Origin of the sequence: Streptomyces sp. V1I1, from assembly GCF_030817355.1 — a bacterium.
In the GTDB taxonomy this organism is placed as follows: Bacteria; Actinomycetota; Actinomycetes; order Streptomycetales; family Streptomycetaceae; genus Streptomyces.
Genome location: NZ_JAUSZH010000001.1, coordinates 3,050,893 through 3,074,584, shown reverse-complemented (window position 1 = coordinate 3,074,584; position 23,692 = coordinate 3,050,893). Strand labels below are relative to the sequence as shown.

Below are 23,692 nucleotides of genomic sequence, written 5' to 3'. Positions count from 1 at the left end.
GAGCGTGGCACACGCCACTGACAATCGGCCCTCACCGCGAGCCGGTCAGCTCAGCAGCCCGAGCCCGCCGAGCGTGGCAGCCGGTAAGGCGATTCCAGCCGGTACTCTCCCGCCCGCGGCACGGTCAGCCGTGTCCACTCGCCCTCCTCCCGCACACACGCCCCTTCCGCCCGCAGCCACGGCGAGTACGCCACCCGCACCGTCACCGATCCGGCCGCCGGTATCCGCACCACCAGCTCCGCGTCGTCGCCGCGCACCACGGTCGCCGGGGCGGCCGCCAGCGGAACCGCGTCCCGCACCCGGTAGACGGTCCAGCCTTCGTCCTGCCACACCCGCTCCAGCCAGCCGGGCCCGCTCCTGACGATCGCGGCCTCGCCCTCGGCGGGCCCGTCGGGGCGCCCGTGGTGCAGCACAACCAAGCCGACGGCCCACCGGTCCAGCCACTGCCGGTACGTCGCCTCGGTCAGCGACCCGTCGTAGAAGAGCCGCCCGCGCTCGACGTCGAGCTGCCGGTTCCAGCCGCGCGCCATGTTGATGTGCGGGGCGAGGACGGTCGCCTCCCGGTGATTGCGGGCGGGGACGACCTCGACCCGTGTACGGTCGGCGCCCAGCCGCTCCAGCGCCCGTACGAGTCCGTCGGTGTGCGCGGCCCATGCGGGCACGTCGTTGGAGACGACCAGATCGTCCTCGGTCTTGTCGATCAGCCAATGCGCGTTCAGCACGAGCGCGATCGCGAGCACGGCTCGCAGGAGCCCACCGAGCGTGACCAGCCCTCTGAGCCTGCCCAGCCCTCTGAGCCTGCCCAGCTCTCTGAGCTTGCCCAGCCCGCTGATCCCGCTCGCGAGTACCGCCGCGAGCAGCACCGGCGGCCCCACCAGACCCACCAGCCGCTCGACGTTCGTGCCGATCGGCGAGGCGATGAGATACGTCAGCACCACCCCGACGCCGTACACCCCGGCTCCGTACCGCACCACCGGCCACTTGCGCGGCGCCGCGACGGCCACCGCGGCGGAGACGGTCAGCGGCAGCCACAATTTGCCGGACGCCATGGGCTGTTCGCCCTGGAAGGGGAAGAGCAGTGTCACCGCTCCCACCACGACGAACGGCGGCAGCGCGAGCGCGGCGCCTTTCCGCAACTGCCGGTCCAGCAGATACGCCGCCCCCGCCACCAGCAGGAACAGCCCGGCGACCGGACTGGCCATGGTCGCGAGCGCCGCGCACACCGCCGCGATCGCGCTCCTGCGTACGTACAGCACGGCAAGCAGCCCGATCGCGACGCCCAGCGCGAACGTCGTACGCCCGGAGGCCACGTTGCACCAGAGCGCGAGCGCCCCGACGACAGCAGGCCACACCGGCCGCGGCACCCCGCTGTGTACGAACAGGCAGGCCAGCACCCACGCTCCGGAGAGGCCGGCGGCCACGGACACGGCCGGTACGCCGAAGACGGCCATCAGCGGGGGAGTCAGCAGGCTGTAGTTGGCGGTGTGGGTGCCGCCGTACCAGGAGAGGTTGTACGCGGACGCAGGGTGCCGCTCCATGAAGCCGGCCCAGGCGAGCTGCGCGGCCAGATCGCCGCCGCCGGTCGCGAGCCGGCCGGCCCACAGGATGCACAGGGGCACGACGACGGCGATCGCCACGAGCGGGACGCGCCACCTCGGTGACGTGTCCCGCTCGCCGACGCTTGTCCGTACGGTCTCTGCCTGTTCGCTGACCCCCACGCCGGCAACCCTAACGGGGGCGCCATCCGGCTGAGCGGGGGATCGGCGGGCCGGTCCTCACCAGGGGCGTCCGTCCTCCCGCAGCCGCGCGCGGTAGCCCTTCGGGGTGTCCCATCTCGCCGCCACAGGGCGCGAGTTGCTCTGGCACAGCACCTCCTGCAGGCGCGCGTGCCGGAAGTCGTACACGCTGCCGCGCCGCCGGAGCGCCCCCGCCTGTGTGCGTCCTCCAGGAAGCCGAGCAGCCGCCACGGGAGCCGGCCGCCCCGCCAACGGCGAGCGCCCGCGGTCCCGGCGCGTACGCCGCGGGGATCAGCGCGTCGGCCAGGTGCGCCTGGATCGCCGAGTCGGTCCGGGCACCGACGTTCTCGGGGTGGTCGGCGAGGTCGCCCGGACCCGGGACCCAGCGGACGGTCAACGGCGCGGTGGTGAACAGCCCTTGGTGCGCGGCCTCGTCCTTCCACTGGACGGCGACCATACGGCGCAGCCCACGGGCGGCGCGGTCGAGGGGGTCGGGGGGGTCGGGGGGCGGGGCGCCGCCGACGCACAGCCGTCCGATGTGGTCGGCCTGGATGACTTCCTTCGCCGACCCGCCGAAGTGGTTGCCGCCTGACCGGCCCGGACCGCCTGGTCTGTCTGACCGGCCCGGACCGCCCGGGCCGTCTGATCGACCCGGACCGCCCGGGTCGTCTGACCGCCCCGGACCGCCCGATCCGGGTAACTCGTCTGGTCCGCCTTGCTCCGGCCGTCCCGGACGCCCGTTCGGCACGACTCCTCGCCCCCGACACTCGCGTTCGCTCTGCCCTCCCAAGCTACGGCGAAGTCGTCTTCGGAATGGTCAGTTTCGCCTGGTTCGGCCGGCGGCCGTGTGCGGCAGCGTGAGAGCGCTGCCGCACACGGCGGACCGGGTGACGGGTCAGCTCTTGGGCAGTGGATAGCTCCGTGCCGCGGGCACTTCGCGGGCCGGCTCGACGGTCACCAGTCCGCCCGCCGCTTTCTTGGCGGGCTTCTGGATGAAGGACTGGTAGGTGGACGGCTTGGCGCGGTCGGAGAAGTCGAACGACACTCCGAGAACGTTGAGCCCGGACTGCTTGCGGTGCGCCGCGGCGATGCCTTCCCGGGTGAGGTCCTTGGCCTTGCAGGCTGCCTTGAGGTCCTCACCGAGGACGCTGATCGTGTTCCAGCCGCTGACGACCCCTGCGTCGAGCAGCTGGCCCGGATACTTCGCCTGGTAGTCCTTGGCGAGCTTCTGGATCGCCGGGGTGTCGGAGCTGAACGCCGGGGCGGCGCTCACCAGGTAGAGCTGCTTCTCCAGGGCGGGGCCGACCGGGGTGGCGAGCAGTTGCGGGGCGAAGCCGGGTGCGTTGCTGAGTACCGGGACCGCGAATCCCTTCGCCGCCGCGGTGCCGACCAGGGCCGCCGACTGCCTGGGGCCGGCGCTGATGAGGATCGCCTTGACACCGGCCTGCTTGAGGGCGGTGACCTGTGCGGTCAGATCCTGATCGGTGGGCTTGATCTTCTGCTCGACGATGCTCAGCCGGTGCTGCTTCGCCGCGTACTTGGCTCCGGCGAGTGCGTTCTCACCGTACTCGCCCTCGAAGTAGACGTGGCCGATCTTGTCGCCGGGCTTCAGCTTGGCCTTGCGGACGACGAAGTCGACGCCGTTGATCATGTCGATGTCATAGGTGGATCCGACCACTTGGACGTACTCGTGGCCCAGCAGGCTGGACGCCCATCCCATCGGAAGCGTCAGCAGGTGCTTGGCTTCGATCTCCTGCTGCAACGAGGACACCACGGGAGAACCGACCACCTGGGACAGGGCGGCCACATTCGGCTCGGTCTCGGTGAACGCGGACACGGCCTTCTGTACGTCGTAGCCGTGATCCTTGACGGTTATCCGGACGGTACGGCCGCAGACGCCGCCGGAGGCGTTGAGCTGGTCGGCGTACAGCTGCTGCGCGTTGACGATGCTCTTGCCGAGCGATGCGTACGGTCCGGTGAGGTCGGTCAGCGCGCCCAGGGTGATGGTCTTCTGCGTCACTCCGGGGCCGGTCTTGACGCCGTCGCTGCCGGCCGTGTTCGTGCCGGTACCGCTTTTGGTGCTGCAGGCCGTGGCGCTCAGGGTGAGTACGGCGAGGACGGCTGCAGCCGGGGCAAGGCGGGGGTGTCTCACGGTGTTTGCTCCTTCGGGGTGGCGCCTTCGACGCCCTGAGGGTCGGAGGTGGTGCGGGTGCGGAGAGGGAAACGCCAGTTGCGGCGAGTGCCGTCGCCGGTGCGGCGCGGCCGTCTGTGGGCCAGGCCGGCCAGGCCGCCCGGCGCGAAGACCAGGACGAGGACGATCGCGGCGCCGTAGAGGTAGCGCGCGGCGTCGCCGGGGGTCACGCCGGATCCGGCCGTACCGGGTGCGGTGAGCAGCGGCAGGTGGTCGGCGTACTTGGTGAGAACATGCGGTATCAGGGCGACGAAGACGGCTCCGGCGACGGCGCCGCCGACCGATCCCAGGCCGCCGATGACGATCATCGCCAGGTAGTCGATGGAGAGCAGCAGACCGAAGTGGTCGGGGACGACGCGTTTGAACACCAGAGCCAGCAGAGCGCCGGCGGCACCCGCGTACATCGAGGAGACGATGAACGCCGAGGCGCGGTAACGGGAGAGGGGAACTCCCATGACGGCTGCGGCGATTTCGCTGTCGCGTACCGCCGCAAGGGCACGGCCGGGACGTCCGCGCACGAGATTGCGCGCGGCGAGCCAGGCCATGGCCACCAGTACGAGGCCGAAGTACCAGAGGCGTTCAAGTCCGCCGAAGGGGACGCCGAGTACCGCGAGCCCGTCGGGTGAGGTCTCGGAGAAGGAGAACCCGAAGATTTCCAGCGCCGGCACGGAGCGGCCGTTGAACCCGCCTGTGATGTCCCGGGCGTTGAGCATCATGTGGTGGCCGAGGAAGACCAGGGCGAGGGTGGCGATGCCCAGGTACATGCCGCGCAGGCGACCGGAGATGGGGCTGAACAGCCCTCCCGCGACACCGGCGAGGACGACGGCGAGAACGAAGGCGAGCAGGGGCGGCAGCCCGAGCCCGTACAGGTGGGCGGAACCGGTGCCGGACGGGTCCGCGGCCAGCCACACATAGCCGTACGCGCCTACGGCGAGAAAGAAGGCGTGGCCCAGGGACAGTTGTCCGGTGGTCCCGGACAGCAGGTTCAGTCCGATGGCGCCGATGACGGCGGCCATGGCGAACAGGCCTGTCTGAAGCCAGAACGAGGAGACGTAGAAGGGGAGGACGAGCAGAAGCAGCACGGCGACGGCGACGGTGCCCGCCCTGGAAGCTGTGCCGGACCGGCGTCCGGCGGCGCCGCCCGAGTCGTCGGGGGGAGCGCCCGTGGTGGCAGGAGGGGAGGTGTCGGGCGACAGGGTGTCAGACACGGGTCAGCTCCTTCGATCCGAAGAGACCGGTCGGGCGGACCAGGAGTACGAGCACCATCACGAGGTAGGGGGCCACGTCGGAGATTCCGGAGCCCAGGGCGCTCAACTCGTTCTGGTAGCCGGCGGCCATCGCCGCCGTCAGGCCGATCACGAGACTGCCGACGAGTGCGCCGGCGGCCGAGTCCATACCGCCGAGGATGGCGGCGGGGAAGGCGCTCAGGGCGATCTGGCTGGTGGTGCGGTCCAGGCCCGCGGCGGGAAAGGCGGCGAGGAACACCGCCGCGAGAGCGGCCAGCGCTCCGGCGACGCACCAGGCGATGAGCCGTACGCGGTCCAGCCGTATGCCCATCAAGGAGGCGGCCTCCGGGTCGGCGGCCGCCGACCGCATGGACAGGCCCCAGCGGGACCAGCGGAACGCGGCGAAGAACACGCTGATGACAACGATCGCCACCGCTATGCTCGCGATCCGGGAGTCGGCGACGGTGATGTCCCCGAGCTGCGTCACGTCGGCACCCCAGGGATCTCCCATGTTGAGGAAATCGGCGCCCACCCGCCTGTTCAGTTCGGTGCTGAGCAGGACGTCGATACCGATCGTCAGGATCGTCAGCGTGTGGATTTCCGCTCCGCGCAGACCGCGGGTAGCCAGCAGTTGCACCAGCCCCGCGAGCGCCGCTGCCAGCGCGGCGCCGACGAGCACAGCCGGCAGGAAGCCGATGGTGTCGTGCAGCCGTGCCGTGACATAGCCGCCGAACAGGAGCAGGGAGCCGTGGGCGAAGTTCATGACGCCTGACGCCTTGAAGATCACGACGAAGCCCAGGGCTATCAGGGCGTACACCGAACCCAGCGCCAGTCCGTTCAGAATCGTTTCGGCCAGCTTGATCATGGTTGCGTTCCTTCGTCCTGGGCGTCCTGGGCGTCCTCTGCGGGGACGCCGAGGTAGGCGCTGATGACCGCCGGGTCGCGCTGGACACGTTCGGGCGTCCCGTCGGCGATGAGCCGGCCGAAGTCGAGAACGGTCACGGCATCGGCGATCCGCATGATCAAGCCCATGTCGTGCTCGACGATGAGGATCGAGATGCCCAGGGCGTCACGGACCTTGGCGATGGTTTCGGCCATGGCCACCCGCTCGGTGGGATGCATACCGGCGACGGGTTCGTCGAGCAGCAGCAGCTTGGGCTCCATGCACAACGCGCGCGCCATCTCGACGCGCTTGCGGTCGCCGTACGCGAGCGAACCCACCGGCTTGTCGAAGGCGGGGCCCAGGCCGAGGAAGTCCGCGATCTCGGCCGCGCGCTCCCGGTGGCGGCGCTGCTCCCTTACCGCTTGGGGCAGTCGCAACGCGGTCGCCGTGAATCCCGCACGGGTCAGGCTGTGGCGGCCGAGCATGAGGTTGTCGGCGACGGTTCCGTGGGTGAGCACGATGTTCTGGAAGGTGCGGGCCACTCCGAGTCGGGCGATGCGGTGCGGTGCCAGGCGGGTGAGGTCCTTGCCCGCGAACCGGACGGCTCCGGCCGTGGCGCGGTACACCCCGGACACGACGTTGAAGCAGGTCGACTTCCCCGCGCCGTTGGGCCCGATGAGGGCGTGGATCGTACCGGGGGCGACGGTGAATGAGACGGCGTCGAGGGCGACGAGGCCGGAGAAGCGGACGGTCAGCGCGTCGACCGTGAGCGTCGGCACCGGCTCCGTCTCCGCGTCCGGTTCCGGTGACGAGGCGGGATCGCGCGTCGTGGCCGCGGCGTCGATGCTCATCCGTTCCACCTGGCCAGCTCTGTCAGTCCTGGTGCGGTTGCGGACAGGGCGGTCGCGGACGTAGCTGCGGACACCGCGTCCTGGCCCGCCGTGCCGGCGTCGATGCTCTCGCCCAGGTACAGGCGCCGCACTTCGTCCGTGCCGGCGAGGTCGGCCGACGCCCCCTCCAGCCGCACCTGGCCGACGTCCAGCACCGAGGCACGGTCGGACAGTGCCAGGCCCATGGAGGCGTTCTGCTCGACGAGCAGGATCGACGTTCCCTGGGCGTTGATCTCGCGGATGACCGACGCGATGCGCTGAACCATGAGGGGCGCCAGTCCCAGTGAGGGCTCGTCGAGCAGCAGCAGCCGGGGGGCGGCCATGAGCGCGCGGCCCATCGCGAGCATCTGCTGCTCGCCCCCGGACAGCAGCCCCGCGGCCTGCCGCCGCCGCTCGGCCAGCAGCGGGAACAGCGCGAAGACGCGGTCGCGGGCCGCCTGCCGGTCAGCGCCACCGCGACGGCGGGCCCCCAGGAACCCGGCCCGCAGGTTGTCCTCCACCGACAGGGCGCCGAAGATCCTGCGGCCCTCGGGCACCTGCACCACTCCGGCGGCCACCGACCGCGCGGGATCGCCGGTCAGCCGTGTTTCGCCGAAGTGCACGGTGCCGCTGTCCACCGTGCCCCGATGGAGCGCGAGGGTCCCGGAGACCGCCCGGAGCAGCGTGGTCTTGCCCGCTCCGTTGGAGCCGAGGACGGCAACAATCCCGCCTTGCGGGACGCTCAGCGAAACCCCGTGCAGCGCCCGCACGGACCTTCCGTAGGTGACGTGGAGATCAGTGATCCGAAGGGATCCTGACTGCGTCGGTGGAGGGCTCATAGGGGGTCTCCTCGCAAAAGGTGCAAACGAGCGGGCCGGGCTGGGCGCTACGAGAACACGGCCCGAGCAGGGCGTCCATACAGGTAGGGCGAGCCGCTGTCCGCTCCCAGCCGGAAGGCGTCCCGCTTGTGAGAGCGCACAGTCCACAAGACCTACTGGCGGGAAACATCACGGTTTGGCTGAAACCTCGCCCTTCGATAAGCGACTGCTTAGCATGGTGGCCTCCGGGAAGGGTGCCGTTTCGGCTTCCGCACGCGGCTTCCGCGCGGCAGCCATTGACCCGGTGGAGGAACTTCACTGCGCTCCGCGCGGCTCACGACATGGCAACTCGCGTGTTCTTCTCGCACGCCCCGTCCAACCTGGAGGGTCCATGCACGCCAGTTCCGTCCCCGGCAGCGTTCGCACTCGCCGCCATGACATAGCCCCGCCCCGCGGTCCGCTGCCCGACGGCGGCGCGGACCCCTCTCCTGTCCAGCTCTTCGACCGTGCCTGCCGGCGCCTTCTGGCGCACGGCGTGGAATTCACCGACACCGTGGTGGACAGGATCCGCGCCGAAGTGCCGTACTACGCCGACCCGGTGCTCGCGCCGCCCGACGTGCGGCGGAACGTAGGCATCGGCATCCGCCACGGGCTGGAAGCCGGCGTGGATCCCAGCAGAATCGTGGACGTCGAGCGGTACACCAGAGACCTCGGCATGAGACGAGCGGAACAGGGCCGCCCCCTCGACGAGGTGCTGCATGCCTTCCGTGTCGCCGGCTCCGAAGTCTGGAGCGGGATCATCAGCGTGGTGGAGCGGGACGGACTCGGCGACACGCGCCAGTTGGTACACGTCGCCGAGCTGGTGTGGAAGAGCAACGACCGCGACGCCGTCATGGTCGCCGACGCCTACCGGCAGGTCGCCAAAGGCGTCGCAAGCCAGCACGGTGAACGCGTCCGTCTGATCCTCGCCGCCCTGCTGGAGAGCCGTAACGAACCCGAGTTCACCCGCGACGCGGCAGCGATTCTCGATCTGCCGGTCGACGGGCGCTTCGCGGTGGCGGTGGTGGGGGCGACACCGCCGTACGGCCGCGCGCCGCAGACCGTTCCGGAGGTTCGCGGCATCCGGATCCTGCGTCACGCCTGCGGACGGCGCGATGTGCTCGTCGCCCACCTGGGCGACCGTCCACTGGACGCGCTCGCCTCCGGCCTGGACGCCGGTCCCGGGTTCCGTATCGGGATCAGCCCGGTCGTCCAGGGGCTGGAGAGCCTGGCCCGAGCGCGTGACATGGCCGGGCTCGCCCTTCGCACGTGCCGGGCCGACGGTGAGATCGCCCGGCTCGACTCCCGCCTGCCCGAAGGGCTCCTGATCTCGCGGCCCGACCTGTCCGCCGAGCTGGCCCACGGGGTGCTCCGGCCCATGTACGACCTTGAACCTGCCGACCGGGACACGCTGTTCGACACCGTCGGTATCTGGATCGAGAACGGCGGATCCGCCGTCCAGGCCGCCCGCCACATGCTCTGCCATCGCAACACCGTGCTCAACCGTCTGCGCCGCTTCGAGCAGATAACCGGCCTTGAGCTGACCCGCCCCCGCGATCTGGTGCAACTCACCCTCGCGCTCGACGCCCACCGCCTGCTCGGACCAGCCGCCGCACTCGGCATCACCGACGACCGCAATCGCCCGCTCACTGCCTGACGACGCACGGCTCCGCGGCAGCCGATGACCGCCGACGGTCCGCCGGCGGGCACGGCTGAATGGGCACCAGCACAGTCACCCATGCGGGGCATTGGGAGGGGACAACGGCCCGAGCACAGCGCATGGACGGGCCGGGGCGCGGGTGCTCTGGTGAGCCTCGCATCAGAGGTGACCCACCCGAAGGTGCCCACCCGCATCCGCGCCCGCCAGGAGACAGCCATGGCCCAACAGCACGCCCCCATGCTTCATCATCGACCACGGCCGCATCGCCCGGGCATGTCCTTCGCTGTGGTCAACGGACTGACCTTCGGGGTACACCTGCTGCTCGCCTGCTCCGCCGCCGACTTCATGGCCACCCGCATCTGGGGGGAAACCACCATCGGCGTGCTGGCCCTCCTCTTCCAGGGTTCCCTGCTGGTGTGGACCGCGGCTCGGTACGACCGCCGTGCGGACGGACGCGGCGTTCCGCAGGAGCAGGAGCTGGATTACTGATGAATCCGGAGATCCTGCTCGCCGCGCCCGGCGCCCTGGACAGAGACACGCGCGCCCTGGTCCTCGTGGGCTTTCTGACGTTCATCGTCCCCATCTTGTTCATCTGCGTCCTCAGCGGCCCCGAGAGGGACCGGGTCAACGACTTCTACACAGCAGGTCGCAGCGTGTCGCCCTTGCGGGGAGCGCTCGTACTGTCCGGCGTCTACCTGTCCGCGGCCACGGTGCTCGGCACCACGGGAAGCGTCGCGGTCTTCGGCTACGACGGTCTGTTCATCGCCCTGTGCACCGTGCTGTCCCTCGGCGTGCTCCTGCTGCTGGCCCGCCCCCTGCGCGAGCGCGCCGGCTACACCTTGGGCGACATATTCGCCCTGCGGGCTCCAGGGCCCGCGGCAAGGATCGCGGCCGCCGTCGTGACCCTGAGCGCGTGCGTCCCCTATCTGGTCGTGCAGCTCTCCGGCGCGGGAGTGACCACCACGGCGCTGCTGGGACTGTCCGGTGCGGGCGCCGAACAGACAGCCGTCATCATGATCGGCGCACTGGTCGTCTGCGCCACGGTGTTCGGCGGCATGCGCGGCACCATCGTGATCCAGGTGATCAAAACAGTGGTGCTGCTCGGCGCGGCCCTGGCTGTGACAGCTGTGCTGCTCCATCGCTTCGACTGGAGCAGCGACTTTCTGATCGACGCCGCCGGACAGGGCAGCGGCCGTCCCGCCGGCTATATGAGTCCCGGCCTCCGGTTCGCCGGCGGCACCGACCCCGAAAGCACACTCGACTTCGTCGGCCTGATGATCACGATCGTGCTGGGAGTGGCGTGCCTGCCACACGTGTCCATGCAACTCGGCACCGCTCCCGACGCGGCCACCGCGCGCCGTACGGTGCGCCACACCATCGGCATCGTCGGCGCTTTCTGCCTCACCACAGCTCTGATGGGCTTCGCGGCCGCCGCGTTGGTCGGCGCCCCGGCGATCATCGCCGCGGATCCGGGAGGCAACACCACCCTGCTGATGCTCACCGGCGAACTGGCGGGCGGCTCGTCCACCAACACGGGCGGTGCGTTTCTCGTCGTACTGGTCTCCTCCGCGGTGTTCCTCACCACGCTCGCGGTCGTAGCGAGCATCACCCTGGCGGCCGCGGCGGCGGTCGCCCACGACCTGTACACGCATGTCCTGCGCCGGCGGCGCACGACCGAAGGCCGAGAGGTGGCCGCCGCACGCTTGGCGTCCGCCGGGGTGGGAGTACTGAGCATCGGACTGGCGGTCTGGGTCCAGGGATGGAACGTCCTGTTCCTGTCTGCGCTCTCCCTGGCGGTAGCCGCCTCCTGCCTGCTTCCGGCACTGGTGTACTCCCTCTTCTGGAGGGGCTACACCCGCGCCGGGCTGCTCTGGACGCTGTACGGAGGCCTGGGCTGCGCCGTCGGACTGCAGATCTCCGGCCCGGTCTTCTCCGGCTCCCCCTCGGCGCTCTTCCCTGACTGGCACCTCGACTGGTTCCCGCTCCAGACGGTCGTCCTCGTGTCGATGCCCGCCGCCTTTCTGCTCGGCGCGCTGGGCAGCGTACTGGGAAGGCAACGGGTGTCGGAGGTCGCCGAGCATGCCAGGGCATGAAATGGCGCACGGGGCTACTGCTGCCGAGCCGTCCCCGTCACAGAGCCGCCCGCCGAGTTCCGCCGGCCGTCGCTGATTGCGTCGCCGACACATCGACGAGCGTGGCAGGCAAGGCGACGTACGCCGTGACTCCCACGGCCCCGTCCTGCCCCTGCGTGGGGCGCAGTTCGACCTGGGCGCCGAGCCGGGCCGCCAGGGTCCCGACGACGTAGTGGCCGAGGAAGCGGGTGGGGGCGATCAGGAAGGTTTCCCGGCCCGCGAGCCGGGCGTTGGAGCGGGCCAGTTCCTCGGCGGTCATACCGGAACCCCGATCGACGACTGCGAGGCAGTAATCGCCGCCGTCACGCCAGCCGTAGATCTCGACCGGGTGCGAGGGAGGTGAGAAGACCAGGGCGTTCTCGATGAGTTCGGCGAGCAGATGGGAGAGCTCGGCGACGGCCCGGCCGCGGATCCGGCCGTCCTCTACGTCGGCCACCACGACGCGCTGGTACTGCTCGACCTCGGCGATCGCCGACTGCACCACCTCGGCCGCCGTCACCAGGCCGGACCAGGTCCGCGGCGGCAGCTCCTCGCCCGCGAGTACGAGCAGCGACTCGGCATTGCGGCGCATACGGGTTGCCAGGTGGTCGAGTTCGAAGAGCTCGCCAAGCGCGTCCGGGTCGATTTCCTGGCGCTCCAGCACGGTGATCAGGCGGAGCTGGCGCGAGAGCAGTGCCTGATTGCGGCGGCCGAGGCTGGCGAGCGACTCGGAGGTGTTGCGGCGGAGCACAGCCTGCTCGGTCGCAAGGCCGATCGCTGTGTGCTCGACATTGTGCAGAGCGGTGGCGAGCCGGGTGAACTCCCGGGCGCTGTCGGGAGCCCGGCGGGAGGGTTCAGGGACGAGTTCGTCGCCCGCCTCGGCCTTCTGTATACGGGCGACAGCGGCGGGCAGTCCGCTACGGGCCACCGAGTCGGCCTCATCGGCGAGTGCGACGAGCGGCCGGGTGATCGAGCGGGCGGAGAGCATGGCGAGTGCGGTGGCAACCGCGAGGATCAGCACACCGAGGCCGATGAAGCCGCCCAGCTGACCGGTGGCGTCGTCCCCGATCCGGTCCGCGCGAACCCGTACATCGGCGCCGATCTGCCCCTGTACGCGGTGCAGTTGGTCGACGAGCACGGTCATCGACGACCACCAGCGGCGGGGGTCCACAGCGAGTTTGCTGCCATCGGCTCCGCCCTCCGCCCGCTTCTCGAAGCCGGTGGCGCGCCGGGCGTCGCTGGTGGCGAAGGCGGCGTCGAGTGCGGACTGCTGGTCGGAGGTGGCGAGTTCGGCGTACTGACGCAGGAAGGACAGCCGGTCCGCCCGTACCTCGGTGAAGTCGAGGAACTCGCTCCCCTTGAAACGCCCGGCGGCAAAGACCCCGTTGAGGGAGCCGCGCTCCAGGGCGACCGCCTCGGTGGCCCGGGCGAGGGCCTGGAGGGCGCCCATCCCGTCGGCAAGGGGGCGGTCACCACGAGCGGGTTCCGCGGCCGAGGCGCTGATCAGTCCGTCGATCGCCTCGGTGTACGCGGTGAGAGTCTGGGCGCGCTGAGCGGTGCCGTCGTCAACCGACTGGCGCACGGCGGCCAACGCCGCGACGGGCGAGAGTGCGTCCCGTAAGTCGTCGGCGGTGTCCGCTCCCGCGCCGCCTGCCGCGAGCAGGGCATCGAATCCGGTACGGGCGGTGTCGGTGCGGGCACGCTGAAGGTCGACTTCGTCGCGGTACTCCTTGGCGCCGCCCACCAGCCCATTGGTGAGGCCACGTTCGCGCTGCAGCTCGCGCACCAGGTCCTGGGCCTTGAGTACAAGCTCGACCCGGCCGGCGGTCTCGCGCGCCGCGGACCAGTCGGCCGCCCGGTCGACGACACCGAGGCCGGTCACGACCAGGAGTAGACAGGTGGGGACGGCGAGCACGATGGCCACACGGCCGCGGATCGTGCCCCAACCTGGCAGGGCGGGCAGAGCGGGCGGTCGAGGCAGAGTGCGTCGTCGGTTGCGCGTCACGTCCGACGACGATACGAACCGGCATCCCCGGCGCGGTTTCGTGGCGGTAAGGGGATGGTTGCTCCCGGCTCACAGGAAGCCCGGCCGCCCCGCGCGCCATCCGCCACTCTCCTGTAACTCAGCACCCAGCGAGGCGCGTTGTGGGTGTCGAGACTGGCGGCGAAGTATGAGGGCCGACCGGATTCGCGTCCGCGGGCGAGCGGAGGGTCTCGAAGAGCCGGCCGAACTCGTCACCGCTGAGCACGGAAGTACTCCTCCAACACTGCGGCCGGGACCACGACGGCGGTCTCGCCCTCGGGTAGAACGAGCTGCGCCAGCCGCTTGGGGCCGGTGATGACGTACCCCTGGACCACGTAGTCCTTGGCGTCCTCGGTGCCCCACAGAGTCGGGCACGTTCCGTTCCTGCAGGGTCACCGGACAGCTTCCGCAGTATCCATGCCCCCACATGTCGGCGTACGCCTGTCGCGTTCGATGCTCCCGAGACGGTCGCGGGCCGGGTCAAGCGCCTGATCTTTCCAGAACAGGAAAGGGCGCTGTCGAGCGCCATGAGTCGTCCGTATCAGCCAAGTTGTTGGCAGGAACCGTCAGCGTGCACCTTGCACTTGAAGCCGCCCGCGTCAGCGAGCATGCGACCAACCCGACGGTGGCTGCGTTAAACGACTGGATGCGCCATGCCCTCGCCCGCATGGACGATGGTTAGAGCAAGCGCTGCGCGCCCGGGCCCGGGGCGCGATCAGCGGGCCTCGAGCTCGGCGATCAGCTTCTTCGTGGCGATGCTGCGGTAGCTCTCCTCCACCCAGTCGCAGAGCACTGCCGCCGACGGTGCGCCCTTCTGCGCGAGTGGGATCTGCACCCAGCCCGCCTTCCCCAGTCCGTAGCCGGACGGCTCAGCGCCCGGGCAGGACAGGACATGGGCGTGCATCGCCTCGTCCTTGAGTTTGACGCCGACACCCAGCGGATAGCTGCCGTCGGTCACTCCCAGAAAGACGAAGATCTTCTTGTTGACCTTGACGACGGTGTCGCCCCAGGGGAATTCCTCGCCGGCGCCGGGCAGGACGCCCCCGTTACTTTCTTCGTGGCCCTGAAACGGGGCTCCTGGCCTCCGGGCCCGGCATGACTGTTGCCCCCTGTCGAAGCGATGACCTGGGGGGTGGTGTCACCGGGTCCGGGGCACCGTCTGACCGCTGATGAGAGGCCCGACCGTCACCCGGCCGAGCGCAACGCCCGGCCGTTGAAGGGTGGCAGGTCTGCGTAACGTGGATGCGCGCGCTCGGTGCCGGTGGGTGAGGCCGGGACGGAACGACCACCCTCGGGGGGTGCGGTGCTCGACACCGGTGAAATCGCGGTCTTCCTCGGCCTGGACGTCGGCAAGGGCGACCACCACGGCCACGGCCTGACAGCGGGCGGCAAGACCGTCTACGACAAGCGGCTGCCCAACAGCGAGCCGAAACTGCGGGCCGTGTTCGACAAGCTCACGGCCAGGTTCGGCCGCGTGCTGGTCATCGTGGACCAGCCCGCATCGATCGGCGCCCTGCCGCTCGCGGTGGCCCGGGACGCCGGCTGCCACGTGGCCTACCTGCCAGGGCTGGCGATGCGGCGGATCGCCGATTTGTATCCCGGTGAGGCAAAGACCGATGCCCGCGACGCGCACGTGATCGCGGACGCCGCCCGCACCATGCCTCACACCCTGCGGGCCCTGGAACTGGCCGACGAGACCGCGGCCCAGCTGACCGTCCTGACCGGCTTCGACCAGGACCTCGCCGCCGAGGCCACCCGCACCAGCAACCGGCTCCGCGGCCTGCTCACCCAGTTCCACCCGAGCCTGGAGCGAGTACTGGGGCCCCGCCTGGACCACCAGGCTGTGACGCACCTGCTGGAACGCTTCGGCTCGCCCGCCGCCCTGCGCAAGGCCGGACGCCGCAGGCTCGTGAACCTGATACGGCCCAAGGCCCCGCGCATGGCCGAACGCCTGGTCAACGACATCTTCGACGCGCTCGACGAACAGACCGTCGTCGTCCCGGGCACCACCACCCTGGACGTGGTGGTGCCCTCGCTGGCCCGCTCGCTCGCCGCCGTCCACGAACAACGACGCGCTCTGGAAGCCCAGATCAGCGAGCTGCTGGAGTCGCACCCTCTTTCCCAGGTCCTGACCTCGATGCCCGGAGTCGGTGTCAGGACCGCCGCCACCTTGCTGGTCACCATCGGCGACGGATCGTCCTTCCCGACCGCCGCCCACTTGGCCTCCTACGCCGGCCTTGCCCCGGCCACGAAGTCCTCCGGATCGTCCATCCACGGCGAACACGCCCCCAGAACAGGCAACCGACTCCTCAAACGCGCCATGTTCCTCTCCGCCTTCGCGGCCCTGCACGACCCCGCCTCCCGCAGCTACTACGACCGGCAGCGAGCCCGCGGCAAAACCCACACCCAAGCCCTCCTCCGGCTCGCCCGCCACCGCATCAGCGTCCTGTTCGCCATGCTCCGAGACGGAACCTTCTACGAGTCACGCACCCCGGAAGCGACCCCCGCATGACCCACGCAGGCTTGACGAAGGACATAGAGGCACCCCCCAGTTCGTCGCGAACGGGGTACTTAGCTTGACGCCCGTCCCGCCCAGGCCGCAGTACCCCGCCGGGTTCTTGTCCAAGTACTGCTGGTGATACCTATGTACTTCAGGCAGTATTGGAAGTCCTAGACAGATAGGGGGAGTTAGGCATGAGCAGCGACGATCAGTTAGTGCCGGTGGTGGCGTACGCAAGGATCTCGGCGGACTTGGCCAGGGACGCCCACGGGGTCGAAGACCAGCACCTGGTGAACGACGAGACGGCGGCCACGCTGGGCTTGAAGATCATGCACTACTACACGGACAACGATCTTTCAGCAGCGAAGGCAGATCTTGTGCGGCCCGACTTTGAAGCAATGCTGAAGGTCCTCAAGGTGGGGCATCTTCCGGACGGTCGGACAGTGCGCGGCGCCATAGTTGTCGCGGATGACCGGCTGGTGAGGCGTGTAGGCGACTACGAACGGTTCGTGGACGCAGTGACGTTCGAGGACCGACGGATCTACGCGGACGCCAAGGGACTCAAGGACCTCTATAACGAGGATGTTGAGTCGATGGGGCTCTTCGGCGTGGTGGTCTCCAAGGCGGAAGTGCGGAAGATCAGGCGGCGAACACGTCGGTCGCACCGTCGTCGTGCAGAACAGGGCATCCCTGTCGGCGGAACGCGGCCGTTCGGTTGGGAGCACGACAAGCTGACGCTTCGCCCCGAGGAGGCCCGGCACCTCGCTCAGGCGGCCCGCGACGTCATCGCCGGAAAGTCGCTGCACTCCATCCTTGAAGCATGGCGGGATGCAGAGTTGCGCACGGTCCACAACAACGTATGGCAATCCCGGTCGCTCAAGCTCGCCCTGTGGAATCCCCGCATGTGCGGATGGCGCAAGCACAATGGGGAGCTGGTGAGGGACGCCGACGGTGTCCCCGTGGTGGGTAAATGGGATCCCATCATCACGCCGAAGGAATGGATGGCGATCGATGCGCTCTTCTCGGCGCGAGTCGGACCCAACATCAAGGCCGACGGAACCATCACCGACTATCGAACTCCCTCGCATCTTCTGACAGGGATTCTCCGGTGCGGAAAGCCCAAGGAAGACGGGAAGTTTTGCAATGCTCCCTTGAGGGTGAGCACGAGGCCGGACTTGTCGGGTGGCTATGTCTACCAATGCCCGTCCCGTTCCATGGGGGGCTGCGGGGGGAGCGCCCGCAACGGGGCCAAGGTTGATGAGTACATCACCGAAGCTGTGTTGGCGAAGCTGGAGGAGCGGGCCGCGGTCAAGCAGGAGTTGGACGCTGAGTGGGGTGGAGAGGAGGAACTAAACCGACTGATGACCAAGCAGCGAACGATGTTGCAGAAATGGCAAGAGGATCAGATTTCGGATGAGCTCTTCTTCCCTGAGAACCACAGGATGGAGTCCCGCATCAAAGAGCTGCGAAAGGAACGCACGCAGCACGCGTTGCAGATTCAGCGTGCTTCCGCCCTGACCGAGGATGTACGTGAGCAGTGGTACTCGAACAAGCTCGACATGGCGCAGAAGCGGGCTCTCGTCCGAGAGGCATTGCATGCGGTGATCGTCCTGCCCGTTGGAGGTGGCGGAAGGCGCCCGTTCAACCCTGACCTTCTCGTGCCCAAGTGGACTCGCGATTAGGTCCTGTCCGAGGTTGGCCAGCCTTCGTTGTGTGCGGCGGCCGACGGCCTGCGTGCCGCGACAGCGGCCCTCGTCCACAGCCGCTGGGCAGCAGGCGCAGGAATGAAGCTAGTGATGTTCCTGATGTCACCTGACAACATTGCACACACTTAATGGCCGCATTGTCATCTTGACGCTCTGAACGGCGAGATGTACTCTGCACCGAGCCATTGGCAAAGCTAATGGTGTGCGCCAACATTCTCATAAAAGATCCGGGGGCGAATGGAGAACGAAGAGAAATACGACTTCGATGACAATGAATTATCCGATGCCGCGGCCTCGGCACTGCGAGTCATTCTGCGCACGGCAAATCCGGCCCTGCGTGTGATACTGCTGCGACGTTACGGCATTTATGATGGCAACCGCCCTGCCGAAGGCACTTTCAATTCCTTCATAGAGCCGGAACTCTGAACATGCAGCCGTTCACTCAGTTCATCCTGAAAATGCACGGCCACTGTAATCTGAGATGCGACTACTGCTATTTGTACGAGATGGCCGACCAGAGCTGGCGTACTCGACCTGCGGCGATGTCTACGGCAGTTCTTGAGGCCACCGTGTATAGAATGTCCGAGCATATTCGAGAATTCAGTCTTCCCTCGGTGCAGGTAGTTCTGCACGGCGGTGAGCCCCTGCTTGCGGGTTACCAAAGAATATCCCACGCCGCCGAACACATTACGACCCGTCTCTCCGGCAGCGCCAAGGTATCGCTCGGCATTCAGACCAATGGACTGCTCCTGGACGAGGAGTACCTGGAGCTCTTCGACCGTTTTGACATCAAGGTCGGAATAAGCCTCGACGGGGCGCGGGCGGCCCATGACCGTCATCGGAAGGATCGACGGGGCAGCGGAAGCCATGCACGTGTGTCGGAGAAACTGTCACTGCTCACCCGGCCGGAAACCCGCCATCTCTTTTCTGGGCTGCTGGCCACCGTTAGCCTGGAGAACGATCCGCTGGAGACCTACGGTGAACTGTTGGCTCACAACCCCCCTGCCGTGGATTTTCTTCTGCCTCACGGGAACTGGACGAATCCTCCTCCCGGACGTCACAGCAATTCCCGGTCAACACCTTATGCCGATTGGCTGTTGCCCATTTTCGAGCGATGGTACGAGGCCCCTCTGCGGGAAACCGGTGTGCGACTGTTCGAGGATGTCATCATGCTCCTCCTAGGCAGCGCGGCCAGATCCGAGTCAGTCGGCCTGACTCCTTTCCGTTCCCTGATAGTCGAGACCGATGGGAGCCTCGAGCAAGTCGACTCCCTCAAGTCGGCTTTCGCGGGGGCCGCAGGTCTCGGGCTCAATGTCCGCGACCATGCACTGCAAGAGGCCCTCGCCCACCCGGCCACGGTCGCCCGTCAGCTGGGTGCTGCCAGACTGTGCGACACCTGCAGAGCGTGCAGCCTTCAGCGGGTGTGCGGTGGAGGGCACATCGCTCACCGCTACCGCGTCGGACACGGTTTTCTCAATCCCTCCGTCTATTGCCGGGACCTGCAGAAACTCATTGTTCACGTGCGCTCACGCCTGCACGCCGATATTTTCGCCGCGGGGCACCTGAGAGTGGCAGGAGCGCTGGCCGATGATGAATGACTCAGTGCTCGCCGCATACTTCGACCTCGAAACGGACCAGGGACCGCTCCACGCCAGAGCTGTGGCGGACATAGGCCGGCGGTATCTGGCGGGACGGCTGCTACCGCCCTACCAAGTCGTGACTTCAGGGAACTTCCGCCAGTCCCTTGCCGTCGCTTTTCCGCGGTGGGCGCACGTCCATGACCCGCGCGGGCTCCCCGAGCCATCGCGCAGCGCCGCATGGGCCTTACTATGCCAAGAACTGAACGACTGGGACTCGCTGGAAGACTCCAGGTGCCTCTCCGTCGCAAAAGTACTTGCCAGACTCGGCTTCTGGCACACTCTTGCAGGACTGGCGCCTGCCCGGAACGGCGATCCGGAATCCCTGGTACACGTCAGACTAGAAATCCTGCACTATACGGCCGCCCAGGTCACCCGGGGAATGGCACCGAATCTCGCGGCCAGGACTACCGAACTTCTCGTTCGCGTTGCCGAGAATCACCGGTTTCCCGCGAACGCCCGACTGAGCGCCGCAATCAATCTTCTCGTCAAGCATGCCCGTTCCGACCGCACCATGAGCGAGATGCTTCACTGGCAGAATGCTGCTGAACGTCTGATGGGGGACCCGCCGGAAGGCGGATTTAGCGCTCTGATGCTCAGCGCATGCTGGCGGGGTATGAGTTTTGTCCCCTTTTTCCTCTCCGACCACTCGGAGGTACGGCGCCAGCTGGACCTGTCCGAGCATTACGCGCGACTGGAATCTGCGGACTCCGTTCAAGGCGCCTACCTACACCCAGAAAATCTACGATTTGTCCTGATCTCACAGTCGAAAGCGGCCGAGGCCGCCGGAGATCGACGCACGGCCGAGCTATACCTTCGGAAAGTCGTTCGCCTCGATCCGTTGGATACAGCCAGTCATGTTCTCCTGGCGGACAATCTGGTCATCTCCGACCGGCTCGCCCTAGCGCGGCGGAGCTATCGAACGGCAGCGGGCCTCGGTGGCCCTTACGCCTCCTACGCTGCCGCACAGATGGCCCGCCTGAGTAATCGACCGGCTACTATGAGCCAACGGACTGCAAAGGGCGATGAGGGGGCGAAACTGTTATGGTCTCGATCGACATCGTCAGCGCTGTAGTCGGCTGGCTGGTCACGTTATGCAACGACTCCGGCGTTGAACTTGTCAGAAATCGTCGTGACGACCGGTCCCTGCGAAAGACAATCGGCCGTTCCGTGGGAACGGTCATTGCCCAATCAGACCCCGCCGTGCGCAGCACGCTTGAGCACGGCCTTGTCCGCTCTTTCAGCTCGCCGCCCAAGCTGCGCCTCGACGGCAGCGTGTCTGTGCGCGACGCCCTGCAGGAATCGGTGGCGGACCAGATCGCAGATTTCGGGGAATGGGTCAGCGACACCACCGGGCTGCCGTTCCAAGACGTCGTCGAGATCGAGCCGGATCGGTTCACGGAGCGCGTCTGCGAGGCTGTCGTATCCGGACTTCGTCAGTACGCTGCAGCCAGCGAGCTCACTGAGTTGGTGCACGCGCTCGACACGGCGGAGATCATAGGGCGGCTGGAAGCCCTCGGCCTGCGGATCGACGGACTATCTCTCCCCACCCGGGCCGCCGCTACGTTCAGTCTGCCCCGCGATATCCCTTCGTTCACCGGCCGTCATGCCGAGCTTGAGCGCGTATTGGAGGCGATGAATGTAACTGGGCCTGCGATGCAGGGGGTTGACATCCATGCGATCGACGGGATGGCAGGAGTCGGCAAGAGCGCCATGGCCGTGCGTGCCGCCCATCTCCTCGCCCCCCGCTTCCAGGACGGTCAGCTGTTCCTGCACCTCCACGGCCACACGCCCGGGCAGCGGCCCGTCGACCCACGGGACGCGCTCGCGTCCCTTCTACTAGTCATCGGTGTTCCCGCCGCTCAGATCCCCTCCGACCTGCAGACCCGATCGGCATTATGGCGAGACCGACTGCGAACGAAGCGGATACTGCTGCTGCTGGACGATGCTGTGTCCAGTGAGCAAGTGCGTCACCTGCTGCCCGGCTCCCAGGGCTCACTCGTCCTGGTCACGAGCCGACGCCGGCTCACTGCGCTCGAAGGGGTGGTCCCGATCAGCTTAGAAACCATGCCTCCGGCAGAAGCCAAGGTGCTCTTCTCACGCCTCGCGGCGCGTCCAGGCCTGATTCCGTCCGATCCTCAGGTCGCGGAGGTCGTCCGACTGTGCGGCTATCTTCCGCTGGCCATTCGGCTGACCGCGGGAAAGCTGGCACACCACCCGCACTGGAGCGTTCAGGACCTGGTCGAGGATCTGGCGGCGACCCGGCACCGCATCGCGACGATGCGGGCTGAGGAGGACTCGGTCGCCTCTGCGTTCGATCTGTCCTACCGTGACCTCACCTCAGGGCAACAGCGGCTGTTCCGGCTGCTGGGCTTGCACCCCGGATCGGTGATCGATGCGTACATCGCGGCGTCGCTCGCTGATATCCCTCTGGCGAACGCGCAAGAATTCCTCGACGGCATCTTCATGCACCATCTCATCGATGAGCCCGCTCGCGGCGACTACCGCATGCACGACCTCGTGCGCGAGAAGGCGCAGTCGCTGGTCTCCCTGGACCCGGTGGCGGAGACCGAGGCCGCGGTGACCCGCATGTTGAACTACTACCAGCACACGGTTCGTAGGGCGGCCCAGCTGATCAAAGGACGTACGCCCGAGTCGGACGTGCCAGCTTCCTCCACTCCCCCGGCATGGGCCCCGGACTTCGCTGGCCCGGCGCAGGCCGTGGACTGGCTGAAGCACCAGCGCTCCAACATCCATGCGACTGTGGACTACGCTGCGGTCCATGCGCGTCCCGCGCATGCGGTCGGCATCTCAGCGGCGATGAACAACTTTCTGCGCAGTCAGGGGCACTGGGATCAGGCGATGGCCCTGCATGAGAGCGCGCTGACTGCAGCGACGGCGGCAGGCGACCAGGCGGGCGAGGCGCAGGCATGGGGCCGTCTGGGGTCCATGCAGCGCCTGCGGGGTGAATTCTCCGCCGCGATGGCGAGCCAGGAGCGAGCGCAGGAGCTTCACCGACAGGTGGATGACCGCCTGGGCGAGGCGACGGCTGTTCACGAACTTGGCGTTGCGCAGCGCCTCTGCTGCGAGTACGAGGCCGACCGGGCGAGCCAGGAGCGGGCGCGTGAGCTCTACCGAGCGCTGGGCAACACGCTGGGAGAAGCCAATACGCTGCACGAGCTGGGGACACTGCACTGGTTGCTGGGGTTTTTGCGTACAGCGCACAACATCCACGCCGAGTCGCTCGAGATCTACCAGGACCTGGGCAATGAGTACGGGGAAGCATTCGCCTACAACCAACTCGCCCTCACTAACTACCACTTGGGTGACTATCCGACTGCGACAGCGCAGATCGCTCATGCGCTGGACCTGCATCACGCCCTCGGCGACCGCCACGGCCAGGCGTACTCGTTTAAGGAGTTGGGTGTTGTCGAGTACCTGACCGGTGACTTCGGGTCTTCTCTAGCCACTTTGACAAGGTCGGTGGATCTGCACCGGGAGCTCGGCAGCCGCTACGGGATGGGGCTTGCACTGACCGACCTGGGCGCGCTCCACCGCCTCATGGGCAACTACACCGCCGCCATGACCACACACATCCAAGCGATCGCCCAGCACAGAGAGTTCGGCTTCCGCTACGGGGAGGCCTGCTCCCTGAAGGAGTTGGGGGTGGTGAAGGGCTTGCTCGAAGACCGGGCAGGCGCAGAAGCGGACATTGGTGCGGCCCTTGAGCTGCACACATCCCTAGGCCACCGGTACGGCCAGACGGACGCCCTAATCGCACAGGGAAACCTGCTGGTGCGCCGTGCTCAATGCGAAGAGGCACACGACCCGTTGACATCTGCCCTTGCAGGAGCACGCGACATCGAAGCACCCCTGCTCGAGGCGCATGCGCTGGAGGGACTTGCCCGCTGTCTCTTCGGCACAAATGAGCCGGAGCAGGGCCTCTCCCGCCTGCGGGACGCGCTGGCCATCCTCCAACGCATCGGGTCCCCGGACCTGCAGCGAGTGGAGGAGGCACTGCGCCGACACTCCGCCGGTTAGATTCCTGGCCAGCCCCCGCCAGTAGCTGCGCCATCACGTATTGCGAGGCCGGTGGAGGCATGAACGTCGATCTGGCCGTGTTCCTCCACTTCCCAAACCGCGTCGGCAGTCTCGCCACGATGCCGGTCCGTTGTCGGAAGAGAATCCGGTGGATCACCCTGCGCTGCGCCTCCAACGCCCGCCCCACCCCGCGTTCTTCGGTAGTACCCGACAGATCACCCAGTCCAAAGCGACCTGAACGATCCCTCACCC

At 67.9% G+C, this 23,692-nt stretch carries 18 protein-coding genes; 9 read left to right on the top strand and 9 right to left on the bottom strand.

Annotation, left to right across the window (positions count from 1 at the left end):
* Positions 1 to 50: 50 nt before the first annotated feature.
* The 6 genes from QFZ67_RS14290 to QFZ67_RS14265 all read right to left on the bottom strand — a co-directional run bounded on the left by QFZ67_RS14290 (position 51) and on the right by QFZ67_RS14265 (position 7,744).
* Complete coding sequence (locus QFZ67_RS14290) at positions 51 to 1,718, bottom strand: hypothetical protein (RefSeq protein ID WP_373430040.1); 1,668 nt, start codon at positions 1,716 to 1,718, stop codon at positions 51 to 53.
* A gap of 913 nt (positions 1,719 to 2,631) precedes the next feature.
* Positions 2,632 to 3,888, bottom strand: coding sequence for an ABC transporter substrate-binding protein (locus QFZ67_RS14285; RefSeq protein ID WP_307661480.1), 1,257 nt, complete (start codon positions 3,886 to 3,888; stop codon positions 2,632 to 2,634).
* Complete coding sequence (locus QFZ67_RS14280; RefSeq protein ID WP_373430039.1) at positions 3,885 to 5,135, bottom strand: branched-chain amino acid ABC transporter permease; 1,251 nt, start codon at positions 5,133 to 5,135, stop codon at positions 3,885 to 3,887. Before QFZ67_RS14280 ends, QFZ67_RS14285 begins: the two co-directional genes overlap by 4 nt.
* On the bottom strand, positions 5,128 to 6,018 hold the full coding sequence (locus QFZ67_RS14275; RefSeq protein ID WP_307661479.1) for a branched-chain amino acid ABC transporter permease: 891 nt from the start codon (positions 6,016 to 6,018) through the stop codon (positions 5,128 to 5,130). The genes QFZ67_RS14280 and QFZ67_RS14275 overlap by 8 nt, the downstream gene beginning before the upstream one ends.
* The gene (locus tag QFZ67_RS14270; protein WP_307661478.1) at positions 6,015 to 6,887 is read right to left on the bottom strand and encodes an ABC transporter ATP-binding protein; all 873 of its coding nucleotides are present in this window, start codon (positions 6,885 to 6,887) and stop codon (positions 6,015 to 6,017) included. The genes QFZ67_RS14275 and QFZ67_RS14270 overlap by 4 nt, the downstream gene beginning before the upstream one ends.
* Positions 6,884 to 7,744 carry an ABC transporter ATP-binding protein gene (locus tag QFZ67_RS14265; RefSeq protein WP_307661477.1) on the bottom strand — a complete coding sequence of 287 codons (861 nt, stop codon included), beginning with the start codon at positions 7,742 to 7,744 and terminating at the stop codon, positions 6,884 to 6,886. Before QFZ67_RS14265 ends, QFZ67_RS14270 begins: the two co-directional genes overlap by 4 nt.
* A 370-nt stretch (positions 7,745 to 8,114) precedes the next feature.
* Here QFZ67_RS14265 and QFZ67_RS14260 point away from each other — a divergent pair, with 370 nt between their 5' ends.
* From QFZ67_RS14260 to QFZ67_RS14250, 3 genes are all read left to right on the top strand, one after another.
* Complete coding sequence (locus tag QFZ67_RS14260) at positions 8,115 to 9,419, top strand: CdaR family transcriptional regulator (RefSeq protein ID WP_307661476.1); 1,305 nt, start codon at positions 8,115 to 8,117, stop codon at positions 9,417 to 9,419.
* 276 nt (positions 9,420 to 9,695) lie between these two features.
* On the top strand, positions 9,696 to 9,911 hold the full coding sequence (locus tag QFZ67_RS14255) for a hypothetical protein (RefSeq protein ID WP_307661475.1): 216 nt from the start codon (positions 9,696 to 9,698) through the stop codon (positions 9,909 to 9,911).
* Positions 9,911 to 11,515, top strand: a complete 1,605-nt coding sequence (locus QFZ67_RS14250; RefSeq protein WP_307661474.1) for a cation acetate symporter — start codon at positions 9,911 to 9,913, stop codon at positions 11,513 to 11,515. Before QFZ67_RS14255 ends, QFZ67_RS14250 begins: the two co-directional genes overlap by 1 nt.
* 37 nt (positions 11,516 to 11,552) lie before the next feature.
* On the opposite strand, the gene QFZ67_RS14245 is transcribed toward QFZ67_RS14250, so the two are convergent.
* The 3 genes from QFZ67_RS14245 to QFZ67_RS14235 all read right to left on the bottom strand — a co-directional run bounded on the left by QFZ67_RS14245 (position 11,553) and on the right by QFZ67_RS14235 (position 14,592).
* Positions 11,553 to 13,457: a nitrate- and nitrite sensing domain-containing protein gene (locus QFZ67_RS14245; protein WP_307661473.1), complete on the bottom strand. Its 1,905-nt coding sequence runs from the start codon at positions 13,455 to 13,457 to the stop codon at positions 11,553 to 11,555.
* Between the two features lie 311 nt (positions 13,458 to 13,768).
* On the bottom strand, positions 13,769 to 13,891 hold the full coding sequence (locus QFZ67_RS14240) for a hypothetical protein (protein WP_307661472.1): 123 nt from the start codon (positions 13,889 to 13,891) through the stop codon (positions 13,769 to 13,771).
* 380 nt (positions 13,892 to 14,271) lie between these two features.
* Positions 14,272 to 14,592, bottom strand: a complete 321-nt coding sequence (locus tag QFZ67_RS14235) for an MmcQ/YjbR family DNA-binding protein (RefSeq protein ID WP_307665840.1) — start codon at positions 14,590 to 14,592, stop codon at positions 14,272 to 14,274.
* A gap of 267 nt (positions 14,593 to 14,859) precedes the next feature.
* Between QFZ67_RS14235 and QFZ67_RS14230 the strand changes: the two genes are divergently transcribed.
* The 6 genes from QFZ67_RS14230 to QFZ67_RS14205 all read left to right on the top strand — a co-directional run bounded on the left by QFZ67_RS14230 (position 14,860) and on the right by QFZ67_RS14205 (position 23,440).
* The gene (locus QFZ67_RS14230; protein WP_307659275.1) at positions 14,860 to 16,068 is read left to right on the top strand and encodes an IS110 family transposase; all 1,209 of its coding nucleotides are present in this window, start codon (positions 14,860 to 14,862) and stop codon (positions 16,066 to 16,068) included.
* Between the two features lie 182 nt (positions 16,069 to 16,250).
* Positions 16,251 to 17,738, top strand: a complete 1,488-nt coding sequence (locus QFZ67_RS14225; RefSeq protein WP_307661471.1) for a recombinase family protein — start codon at positions 16,251 to 16,253, stop codon at positions 17,736 to 17,738.
* A gap of 261 nt (positions 17,739 to 17,999) precedes the next feature.
* Positions 18,000 to 18,188 carry a hypothetical protein gene (locus tag QFZ67_RS14220; RefSeq protein WP_307661470.1) on the top strand — a complete coding sequence of 63 codons (189 nt, stop codon included), beginning with the start codon at positions 18,000 to 18,002 and terminating at the stop codon, positions 18,186 to 18,188.
* A gap of 2 nt (positions 18,189 to 18,190) precedes the next feature.
* Positions 18,191 to 19,360 carry an FxsB family cyclophane-forming radical SAM/SPASM peptide maturase gene (locus QFZ67_RS14215; protein ID WP_307661469.1) on the top strand — a complete coding sequence of 390 codons (1,170 nt, stop codon included), beginning with the start codon at positions 18,191 to 18,193 and terminating at the stop codon, positions 19,358 to 19,360.
* Positions 19,350 to 20,474: a hypothetical protein gene (locus QFZ67_RS14210; protein ID WP_307661468.1), complete on the top strand. Its 1,125-nt coding sequence runs from the start codon at positions 19,350 to 19,352 to the stop codon at positions 20,472 to 20,474. Before QFZ67_RS14215 ends, QFZ67_RS14210 begins: the two co-directional genes overlap by 11 nt.
* On the top strand, positions 20,444 to 23,440 hold the full coding sequence (locus QFZ67_RS14205; protein ID WP_307661467.1) for a tetratricopeptide repeat protein: 2,997 nt from the start codon (positions 20,444 to 20,446) through the stop codon (positions 23,438 to 23,440). The genes QFZ67_RS14210 and QFZ67_RS14205 overlap by 31 nt, the downstream gene beginning before the upstream one ends.
* Positions 23,441 to 23,692 lie beyond the last annotated feature (252 nt).